The sequence below is a fragment of the Fusobacterium sp. DD2 genome (genome assembly GCF_018205345.1).
In the GTDB taxonomy this organism is placed as follows: domain Bacteria; phylum Fusobacteriota; class Fusobacteriia; order Fusobacteriales; family Fusobacteriaceae; genus Fusobacterium_A.
Map to the genome: position 1 here is coordinate 1 of NZ_JADRHM010000110.1, position 3,013 is coordinate 3,013.

Sequence of the window (3,013 nt, forward strand, 5' to 3'; positions counted from 1 at the left end):
AAAACACATGAACTTTTCAGACAAATGATAAGAGAATTTGCTGAAAAAGAGGTAAAACCTCTAGCCGCTGAGGTAGATGAAGAAGAAAGATTTCCAATGGAAACAGTCAAAAAAATGGCTGAAATTGGAATAATGGGAATCCCTATTCCAAAGGAATATGGAGGAGCAGGTGGAGACAATGTAATGTACGCTATGGCTGTAGAAGAACTTTCTAGAGTTTGTGCAACAACTGGAGTTATTGTTTCTGCTCACACTTCATTAGGAACTTGGCCAATATTAAAATTTGGTACAGAGGAACAAAAACAAAAATATCTTCCAAAATTAGCAAGTGGAGAATGGATAGGAGCATTTGGATTAACTGAACCAAACGCTGGTACAGATGCTGCTGGACAACAAACAACTGCTGTTTTTGATGAAACTACAAATGAATGGGTAATAAACGGTTCTAAAATATTCATAACAAACGCAGGATATGCAAATGTTTATGTAATATTCGCAATGACAGATAAATCATTAGGACTAAAAGGAATATCAGCTTTCATTATTGAAGCAACAACACCTGGATTCACTATTGGTAAAAAAGAAAAGAAACTTGGAATTAAAGGATCTTCAACTTGTGAACTAATATTTGAAAATGCAAGAATCCCTAAAGATAACCTATTAGGACAAATCGGAAAAGGATTTAAAATTGCAATGATGACTCTTGATGGAGGAAGAATAGGAATAGCTTCTCAAGCACTAGGAATCGCACAAGGTGCATTAGATGAAACTGTAAACTATGTAAAGGAAAGAAAACAATTCAAGAGAGCAATAGCACAATTCCAAAACACTCAATTCCAATTAGCAGACTTAGAAGTAAAAATTGAAGCTTCAAGATTACTTGTTTACAAAGCTGCATGGAGAGAAAGCAACAATTTACCATATACAGTAGATGCTGCAAGAGCTAAATTATTCGCAGCAGAAACAGCTATGGAAGTTACTACAAAAGCAGTTCAATTACACGGTGGATATGGATACACAAGAGAATATCCAGTTGAAAGAATGATGAGAGACGCAAAAATAACTGAAATTTATGAAGGAACATCAGAAGTTCAAAGAATGGTAATCTCAGGAAATCTTTTAAGAAAATAATAGCCTGAAATAATTGAAAATTGACAAAGAGTTTAGGAATAAAAATGGAGGATGCAAGATGAAAATAGTAGTTTGTATAAAGCAAGTTCCTGATACAACTGAAATAAAATTAGATCCAGTTACAGGAACATTAATAAGAGATGGAGTTCCTAGTATAATGAACCCAGATGATAAAGCTGGATTAGAAGAAGCACTAAAATTAAAAGATAAATATAATGCTCACGTAACAGTTATAACAATGGGACCACCTCAAGCAGAAGCTATCTTAAGAGAAGCATATGCAATGGGTGTAGACAGAGCAATACTAGTAACAGATAGAAAATTTGGAGGAGCAGATACTTTAGCAACTTCAAAAACATTAGCAGCTGCACTTAAAAAAGTAGATGCAGACCTAGTAATCGCAGGAAGACAAGCAATTGACGGAGATACTGCACAAGTTGGACCACAAATTGCTGAACACTTAGGATTACCACAAGTATCTTATGTAAAAGAAATGACATATGACGAAAAAGATAACAGCTTAACTATAAAAAGAGTTGTTGAAGATGGATATTACTTAGTAAATGTACAACTTCCAGCTTTAGTTACTGTATTAAGTGAAGCAAATGCTCCAAGATACATGAGAGTAAAAGGAATCATAGAAGCATTTGATAAGCCAATTGAAACTTTCACATTTGATGATATCACAATTAATCCAGAAGAAATCGGATTAAAAGGATCACCTACAAAAGTTAAGAAATCATTTACTAAAGGTGCTAAACAAGCAGGAAAAGTATTTGAATTAGGAACTAAAGAGGCAGTAGAATTAATAGTTGAAAAGTTAAAAGAGAAGTTTGTTATCTAATATAACAGTGACTTTATAATAATAACCTTAGGATAAAGGAGATAAGAGAATGAATTTGAATGATTATAAAGGAATATTCGTATTTGCAGAACAAAGAGATGGGATACTTCAAAATGTTGGACTAGAATTAGTAGGAAAAGCTAAAGAACTAGCTAAAACATTAGAAACTCCAGTAACAGCAGTAGTAATAGGACACAATATCGCAGGACTAGCTACAAACCTAGCTGAACACGGAGCAGATAAAGTAATATTAGTAGATCAAGAAAGATTAGGAACATATGATACTGAAGCTTACGCTCAAGTATTCAAAGCATTAATCGATGCTAAAAAACCTGAAATCGTACTATTTGGAGCTACAACTCTAGGAAGAGACTTAGCACCAAGAGTATCATCAAGAATGAACACAGGACTTACAGCAGACTGTACAAAACTAGAAATCAACCCAGAAACAAAAGGACTTGAAATGACAAGACCTGCATTTGGAGGAAACTTAATGGCAACAATTATTTGTCCTGACCATAGACCTCAAATGTCAACTGTAAGACCAGGAGTTATGCAAAAAGCTCCTAAAGAAGTAGGAAGAAAAGCAGAAGTAGAAAACTTTGATATTACATTAGATACTTCAAAAATGAAAGTAAAAGTTCTAAAAGTAGTTAAAGAAACTAAGAACAAAGTAGATATCGGAGAAGCTAAAATCCTAGTATCTGGAGGAAGAGGAATCGGAACTGCAGAAAACTTTGCAGCACTTGATAAAGTAGCAAAAGAATTAGGAGCTACAGTATCTGCATCAAGAGCAGCAGTTGACGCTGGATTAATTTCTCATGACAGACAAGTTGGACAAACTGGTAAAACAGTTAGACCTGACATCTATTTCGCATGTGGAATTTCTGGAGCAATCCAACACGTTGCAGGAATGGAAGAATCAGAATATATCGTAGCAATCAACAAAGATAAAGAAGCACCTATATTCAATATAGCTGACTTAGGTATCGTTGGAGATGCTAACAAAATTGCTGTACAATTATTAGAAGCTTTAAA

General features: G+C 34.3%; 3 protein-coding genes. All 3 read left to right on the forward strand.

Translation table 11 applies throughout. The features are described 5' to 3' along the window. Positions 1-1,131: acyl-CoA dehydrogenase (locus IX290_RS11240; protein ID WP_211493285.1), on the forward strand; the 1,131-nt coding region annotated here is incomplete at its 5' end. A gap of 58 nt (positions 1,132-1,189) precedes the next feature. Continuing rightward, positions 1,190-1,975: an electron transfer flavoprotein subunit beta/FixA family protein gene (locus IX290_RS11245; protein ID WP_211493286.1), complete on the forward strand. Its 786-nt coding sequence runs from the start codon at positions 1,190-1,192 to the stop codon at positions 1,973-1,975. Positions 1,976-2,024: 49 nt separating this feature from the next. Next, positions 2,025-3,013 (forward strand): electron transfer flavoprotein subunit alpha/FixB family protein (locus tag IX290_RS11250; protein WP_211493287.1); only part of this gene is annotated, 989 nt, incomplete at its 3' end.

Excerpts from the sequence above, each read along its gene's own strand:
- IX290_RS11245 (WP_211493286.1), top strand. The coding sequence starts at position 1,190 with ATGAAAATAGTAGTTTGTATAAAGCAAGTTCCTGATACAACTGAAATA.